Here is a 7,003-nt window from a genome sequence, read left to right as displayed (position 1 = left end):
TTGGCACTGGCTTATCAAGCACCCTGTTGAGTTCTCAAAGAACAACCGCACACCATCTCACGACCCGCTTCCGCGGCCCGTTGCCCGGGGCACTCGCTCTACTTTACTCGCCGTTTCCGTTTCGTCAAATCCCGGTTTCGCAACCGTTTTCTGCCGACACCGAAAAGGTGAGCAACCCACACGCACACACGATCGTCGACCGTGCGATGAAGCTGAGGGTTTCCGTCAGGACGGCCGGCTGGGCCCCAACTTCAGGTCCCGCTCGCTCGCCCGTCTCCCTGGCGGCTCTGAGAACACTACCCGCCCACCCCCGCAACGCCAAATCGGGGGGTACCCGGGATGCACGGAGGGCGTATAACGAGCGCATGCGCACTGACGAACTCGCCGCCATGCTCCGGGAGGTGCCGGGCACCGAGGTCGTGGCCGGCCCCGGTCTCCTCACGATCCACGTCCCGGCGATCGGCGACACGGTGCGTCTGGAGTTCCGCGACGTGCTCGATGCCGACTTCGTCTACCTCCCCACGAACGCTCCGGCCGTACAGGTGGATCTGCGCCTCGGCCGGCACGAGTCGGTCCCGGTCATCGTCACGGTCGACGACGTGGTGTTCACCCCGGCGTACGCCGACGACCTGATCGAGTCCGGCGAGGAGTTGCTGATCCCGGCGATGCCGAGCCTGATCGGCTATTCGGAGATGCACCGGGACGTCCGCGGTCTGGGCAAGGCACTCGACGACGAGGAGGTGGAGCTCGATCCGGACATCCTCGAGGCGACGCTGACCGCCCATCGGTGTTTCATCGCCGGCGCCGTGCGGGTCGGTCTGTGGCCGGTGCGGGTGGCCGCCTGGTGGGAGTACACGACGGCTCGCTCCGCCGGCACCGTCGGCCTCCCCCGGTTCCGCGCCGACGAGCGGTGGGACCGGTTGATGGCCGACGTCACGGAGGCACGCCGCCACGCCCAGACCGTCGATGTCTGACAAGGGCCGCTGGGACTTCACCCCTGCCGAGCCGGAGCGGTCCCGCCTGCGGCAGATCTTCGACGGTGACGCGGAGCTCTACGACCGGGCCCGCCCCGGATATCCGGGGCCGGTCTTCGACCGGCTGGCCGCGGTGGTCCCGGCGCCGGCGCACGTCCTGGAGATCGGTTGCGGGACCGGGCAGGCGACGCGGGATCTGGCCGAGCGGGGTTACCGGGTGACCGCGGTCGAGCTGGGGGCGTCGATGGCCGCCACCGCGCGGCGCAATCTCCGCGGCCACGACGCCGTGACGGTCGTCTCCGGGGCGTTCGAGGAGTGGTCACTTCCGGACGAGCCGTTCGACGTGGTGCTCGCCGCGACCGCGTTCCACTGGCTGGATCCGGCGGTGCGGGTGGTGAAGTCGGCTGACGCGCTGCGGCCCGGCGGTGTGCTGGCGACGATCGCGACGCAGCACATCGCCGGCGGGACGGCGGAGTTCTTCGTCGCCGCGCAGAGGTGTTACGAGCGGTTCGACCCGGACACCCCGCCTGGTCTGCGACTGGAGCCGGCCGGGAACTTCCCGTTCGACGACGCCGACGTCCGGCGCGAGGCCCGTTTCGGTCCGGCGACGTTTTTCCGGTACGAGTGGGAGCACGAGTACCGGACTGCGGAGTACCTCGATCTCCTGATGACCTATTCCGGTCACCGTGCCCTGGCTGACGATCGCCGGGCCGGTCTGCTCGCGTGTCTGGCCGCCCTGATCGACGGGGAGCACGGCGGCCGGATCGTCAAGCGGTACCTGACCGAGCTGCGTCTGGCCCAGCGGGTCGGCTGAGCCGGACGCCCGATCCCCGGTCGAGGATCGGGCGAAAGGCGCTCGCAGATCGGGCCCGCCGGTGACGAGGAGCAGGTCAGGAGAGCTGCGGTGACGAGGAGCGGGTCAGGACACCTGCGGTGACGAGGGAACGGGTCAGGAGACCTGCGGCGTGTAGTGCCCGGCCTCGTCCCCCTCGATGATGTAGCTCTTGGCCCCGTCCGCCCCGACCGGCACGTCGCCCGCCACGGTCACCCGGTGCAGGGTGCGCGGCAGGTCGCCGTAGTCGTCCACCGCGTAGTGTTGGGTGCTCCGGTTGTCCCAGACCACCACGTCGCCCACCTGCCAGTGGTGACGCAGCGTGTTCTCCGGCCGGGTGACGTAGGTCTGCAGGAGGCGCAGGATGTCGCGCGACTCGGTCTGCGAGAGGCCGACGATGTTCGTGGTGAAGCCGCCGATGAAGAGGTTCGGTGTGCCGGAGTCCGGGTTGACGCGGACTACCGGGTGCGCGGTGCGGTAGCGCTGGGCTGCGAAGACCTTCTGGTATTCCTCGAGTTCCCGGGTGAGGAACTGCGGGTGTTCGGCGTAGTCGTACTCGTTGCTGTGCACCGCCCAGAGCCGGTCGGCGAGGTTACGCAGGTGCTCCGGCAGGTCGCGGTACGCCGCCGCGGTGTTGGAGAAGAGCGTGTCGCCCCCGTACGGCGGGATGACAAGACTACGCAGCGTGGTCGCCTTGGGTGGGGCGACGACGAAGGTGACGTCGGTGTGCCAGGCGTTGGCGCGGGCGCCCTCGCCGCCGGCCACCTGCAGCACGTTGGACTGGCCCGCGACGGACGGCACGGTCGGGTGTGCCGTGGTGAGCGGGCCGAACGTGCCGGCGAAGCGGACGTGCGCGTCGTCGTCGAGGTCCTGCCCGCGGAAGACGATCACCTTGTGTTCGACGAGGGCGTCGTGGATCTCCCGGGCGGTGCTCTCGCCGAGTGGCCGGGAGAGGTCGACACCGGAGATCTCGGCGCCGATGCGGCCGCCGATCCGCGTGATCGTGGTCATCAGGGGTTCCCTTCGCTCGCCCGGTTCCTGCCCGCTGAACCTATGACGAACGACGATGCCAGAACATACTTATCCCATGGAATGGATGGGATTTGCGGGAAAGGAGACCGGTGGCGTGCCGACCCCCACCGACACGCCACCGGGCGTCATCCCTTACTCGTCGCCGCCGAAGTCCTCGAAGGCCTCGCCGATCTCCTCGAACGCCTCACCCGCGAGGTAACCGGCGGCCAGACCGCCCGCCACACCCATCGCCGCGCCGCCGAGAGCCCCGCCCATGCCGCCGCGGTGCCCGTGGCCGTGACCGCGGTAGTGGCCGTGGTGGCCGTAGCCCGGCTGCTGATGCCCGTAGGCGGGCTGACCGTAGCCCGGCTGCCCATAACCCGGCTGACCGTAACCCGGCTGGCCGTAGCCCTGCTGCGGGTGGCCGTAGCCTCCGTGCCCGAAGCCGGGCATCGCCTTGCGCTTGTCGAGCGCCTGGCGCACCCAGCCGTCGACGACCTGACGCCAGTCGGTGGTGTCCGCGTCGGCCGGGTTGACTGTGTACCGCCCGTAGGTGTCGTGGCCCGGCGTGAGGAACCCGCCGCGCTTGTCGAACTCGAGCACCACCTCGACGCCGTGCGGGCCGGTCACGAAGGTCAGCTCGACCTCGTTGATGCCCTGCGCGTACTGCGGGGCCGGGTAGTACTCGATCTCCTGGTAGAACGGCAGCGTCTGGTGGACGCCGTAGATCTGGCCGTACTCCAGGTCGGCGGACTTGAACCGGAAGCCGAGCTGGGCGAAGGCGTCCAGGATGCGCTGCTGGATCGGCAGCGGGTTGACGTAGACCGGGTCGAGGTCGCCCTTGTCCAGCGCCCGGGCGATCGACACCTCGGTGCGCACGCCCATCACCATGCCGCGCAGCTGCTGGTTGTAGACCGTGGTGATCGGCGTCTCCCACGGCATGTCGATCCGGAACGGGATCGAGAGTCGCTGGCCGGCGGCCAGGCGCATCGGACCGGACACGGTGAGGCGGTGGAAGTCGCCGACGGTCGAGTAGTCGCTGCCGCCGGTCTCCACCTCCATCCGGGTGACCAGGGCGAGCGTGATGTGCTCGATGTCCGCGTCGGAGGTGCCACCGACCAGGTTGACCTGGCCGGTCAGGGGCGCGCCCGGAAAGGTGTTCGGGTTGGCCAGCACAGTGTCGACGCTCGGCCCGCCGACTCCGATGGCGCCCAGCAGTTTCTTGAAGACCACGATGTTCTCCCGCTTCGACAACTGTCCGATCGGAAAGCTAGCAATGCCCGCTGAGGGAACGCTGAGAAACGCTGTTTCACCACTCGATCCCGTTCTGGCAGCGTAGGGCCGCCACGCAAGAGCACTGAGGACTACGGAGGGTTTCCGGATCGACGCGGACGGCATATCCTGCCCGGGCCATTGAGGAAAGGGGCAGTGTTGGCCGTTCAAGCGCCGCCGTTTCTCCCCTTCTCCCCCAGCCTGCCGCCGGACGATCCGGTGCACGGCAACGGGGGCGCGTCGATCGCGGTGACCCTGCGGTACGCGCCGATCGCCTTCCTGCTCGGCATGTTCCCCCCGGTGCTGGAGATCGACGGTCACCGCGTGCCCGCGAGCTGGGGCCGGGTGGTGCAGCCGGTCGCGTTCGGCTCGCACCGGGTGCACGTCCACGTCCCGTACCTGGTGCCCTCCCGGGTCGGCGTGGCCGAGGCGACGGTGGCCGTGCCGCCGGGCCGGACCGTCGAGCTGGAGTACCGCGCTCCCCTGCTGTCGTTCCTGCGCGGGGCGCTCGGTCCGCCCCCGCAGCAGTACCCGGGCGCCACCGGTGCGCTGATCCTGCTGATCGTCACCATGGTGCTGGGCTTCTGCGCGTGCGCGGGTCTGGCCCTGTCCGCCGGTGAGCCGGCCCAGGGCGGCCTCTACGTCTGAACCTGCAGTTCGTCGTGCAGGGCGCGCATCAGCTCGGCGCTGGTGAACGGCTTCTCGATCAGGTGCACGTCGGCGGTGAGGGTGCCGTGCGTGGTGAGGACCGGCTGGGCATAACCGGACATGAAGACGACCCTGGTGCCGGGCCGGCGGGTCGCGACCGCGGTGGCCAGGTCCTTGCCCAGCATCCCCGGCATGATCACGTCGGTGAGCAGGACGTCGACCGGGTTCTCGCCGGCCAGCCGCAACGCCTCGTCACCGCTGCCCGCGGCCAGTACGGTGTAGCCGCCGCGGCGCAGGATCCGGCAGGTCACCTCGCGCAGGGCGTCCTCGTCCTCGACGACCAGCACGGTCGCGCCGTGCCCGGTGAGCCCGGCCGCGTCGTCCTCGGCGTCCGCCTCCTGCGCCTCGACCTCGGTGGCCGGCAGCAGGATGGTGAACGTGGTGCCGAGACCGGCCGCGGAGTGGATCCGGACCGTCCCGCCGGCCTGGGTGACGATGCCGTAGACGGTGGCCAGGCCCAGTCCGGTGCCCTGGCCGCTGGGTTTGGTGGTGAAGAACGGCTCGAACGCCTTGTCGATCACCTCCTTGGGCATCCCGGTGCCGGTGTCCGCGACGCGCAGCCGGACGTACCGGCCGGGTGCCGTGTCGGTGGCGTCGTCGCCGACGTCCACCACGGCGGTGTCCACGGTGAGGCTGCCGCCGGTGGGCATCGCGTCCCGGGCGTTGACCGCCAGGTTGACCAGTACCTGTTCGAGCTGTCCCGGGTCGGCGATCACCGCGGGCAGTCCCTCGGCGGTGTGCACGGCCAGCGCGATGTGCTCGCCGAGGGAGCGGACGAGCATCTGGTGCACCTCGGTGACCACGGTGTTCAGGTTGAGCGGACGGGGCCGGATCACCTCCCGGCGGGCGAAGGCGAGCAGTTGGTGGGTGAGGTCGCTGCCGCGGCGGGCGGCCCGGGCTATCTGCTCGGCGTCCACCGCGGGCTGGCTGCCGGCCGCGTCCTCGATGATGAACGCCGCATAGTTGAGGATCACCGCGAGCAGGTTGTTGAAGTCGTGGGCGATGCCGCCGGCCAGCTGGCCCAGGCTCTCCAGTCGCTGGGTCTGCTGCATGCGGGCCTCCAGCCGCTGCAGTTCGGCCTCCTCGCGGAGCCGGCGGCGTTCCTCCTCGGCGGCGATGCGCTCGGTGACGTCGCGGACCACCACCACGGTCACCGTGCCGCTGTCGGTGCGCAGGGAACTGCAGGCGATGTCGACCTGCAGCAGTTCGCCGCCGCGCCGCAGGGCACGGCGGGTGGCCCAGCGCGGGTCGGCGAGGTGATCCGGGGCCCCGCCGGCGTCCGGGTCCGCGGGCACGTCGACCGGCAGGCCGTCCGGCAGCAGCAACGGCACCGGCATGTGCAGCAGGTCGTACCGGGGCACCCCGAACAGGCGTTCCGCCTCGGCGTTGACCAGCACCACCTCGCCGTCGGCGGCGACACCGAGCATGGCGTCCGGCGCGGCGTCCAGGATCGCCTGTACGCGGGCCTCGGCGCGTTCCCGGTCGCTGACGTCGCGGGTGATGCTGGTGGTGCCGATCAGGGTGCCGTGCTCGTCGAGCAGCGGGGAGATCAGGGCGGAGACGGTCACCGGGTCGCCCTTGGCGTCGATCCGGACACTGCGGTACCGGTCGACGCGGGCGCCGAGGCGGACCAGCAGGCGCACCTGTTCCTCGTCGGCGCGCTGGCCGGCCGGGAGGATCGCGTCGACCGGGTGGCCGATCATGTCGGAGGCGGGGTGCCCGTACAGCAGTTCGGCGCCGGGATTCCAGGACAGCACGCGACCGTCGAGGTCGGTGGTGATGATCGCGTCGTGCGACGACTGCACGATCGAGGCGAGCAGGGCCCTCGACCGGGCCACCTCCCGCTGGGCGGTGTCATCGCGGAGCAGCGCGGTCACGTACACCCGGCCGTCAGGTCCGGAGGTCACCGAGAGGGACATCTCGACGTCGAAGATCCGGCCGTCGCGGCGGAGCCCGCGGCGGGGACGGCGGCTCAACGGGTCCCGTCGCCCGCTGAGATAACGCGCCCACTGCACGCGCAGGCTCGCGCGGTCCTCCTCCGGCAGAAGATCCTCCAGGGGTACGCCGTTGAGCACGCCCGGTGGGTACCCGAACATGTCGTGCGCCCGCCGGTTGGCCAGGCTGATCACGCAGTCGTCGCCGGTGACGACGATCGCATCCGGGGCGGTGTCGAAGACGATCCCCGGGATATCGCGTGACTCCACCG

Annotated in this window: 6 protein-coding genes; 3 read left to right on the top strand and 3 right to left on the bottom strand. The window is 70.4% G+C overall.

Annotated elements, in window-relative coordinates:
* Nucleotides 1–365: 365 nt before the first annotated feature.
* Together WH85_RS39680 and WH85_RS39675 are read left to right on the top strand one after the other, a co-directional pair.
* A complete protein-coding gene (locus WH85_RS39680) occupies nt 366–974 on the top strand; it encodes a hypothetical protein (protein ID WP_045747308.1) in 609 nt (202 codons plus the stop codon).
* The gene (locus WH85_RS39675; protein WP_045747307.1) at nt 967–1,788 is read left to right on the top strand and encodes a class I SAM-dependent methyltransferase; all 822 of its coding nucleotides are present in this window, start codon (nt 967–969) and stop codon (nt 1,786–1,788) included. Before WH85_RS39680 ends, WH85_RS39675 begins: the two co-directional genes overlap by 8 nt.
* 135 nt (nt 1,789–1,923) lie before the next feature.
* Here the strand turns inward: WH85_RS39675 and WH85_RS39670 are convergent, their stop codons facing one another.
* Together WH85_RS39670 and WH85_RS39665 are read right to left on the bottom strand one after the other, a co-directional pair.
* Nucleotides 1,924–2,817, bottom strand: a complete 894-nt coding sequence (locus WH85_RS39670; protein ID WP_045747306.1) for a TauD/TfdA dioxygenase family protein — start codon at nt 2,815–2,817, stop codon at nt 1,924–1,926.
* Between the two features lie 153 nt (nt 2,818–2,970).
* Nucleotides 2,971–4,050 (bottom strand): sporulation protein, encoded by a 1,080-nt coding sequence (locus WH85_RS39665; RefSeq protein ID WP_045747316.1) that lies wholly within the window; start codon nt 4,048–4,050, stop codon nt 2,971–2,973.
* Between the two features lie 195 nt (nt 4,051–4,245).
* Here WH85_RS39665 and WH85_RS39660 point away from each other — a divergent pair, with 195 nt between their 5' ends.
* Nucleotides 4,246–4,737 (top strand): hypothetical protein, encoded by a 492-nt coding sequence (locus WH85_RS39660; RefSeq protein WP_245674293.1) that lies wholly within the window; start codon nt 4,246–4,248, stop codon nt 4,735–4,737.
* Here WH85_RS39660 and WH85_RS39655 read toward each other — a convergent pair.
* Nucleotides 4,728–7,001, bottom strand: coding sequence for a PAS domain S-box protein (locus WH85_RS39655; RefSeq protein ID WP_052721140.1), 2,274 nt, complete (start codon nt 6,999–7,001; stop codon nt 4,728–4,730). The two genes, WH85_RS39660 and WH85_RS39655, sit on opposite strands and share 10 nt — an antisense overlap.
* Nucleotides 7,002–7,003: the final 2 nt, after the last annotated feature.

Origin of the sequence: Actinoplanes rectilineatus (assembly GCF_000962825.1) — a bacterium.
Taxonomy (GTDB): domain Bacteria; phylum Actinomycetota; class Actinomycetes; order Mycobacteriales; family Micromonosporaceae; genus Actinoplanes; species Actinoplanes rectilineatus.
The sequence above is the reverse complement of the archived record's forward strand: the minus strand, read 5'-3'. Positions and strand labels throughout refer to the sequence as shown.

Excerpts from the sequence above, each read along its gene's own strand:
- WH85_RS39675 (WP_045747307.1), top strand. The coding sequence starts at position 967 with ATGTCTGACAAGGGCCGCTGGGACTTCACCCCTGCCGAGCCGGAGCGG.
- WH85_RS39670 (WP_045747306.1), bottom strand. The coding sequence starts at position 2,817 with ATGACCACGATCACGCGGATCGGCGGCCGCATCGGCGCCGAGATCTCC.
- WH85_RS39680 (WP_045747308.1), top strand. The coding sequence starts at position 366 with ATGCGCACTGACGAACTCGCCGCCATGCTCCGGGAGGTGCCGGGCACC.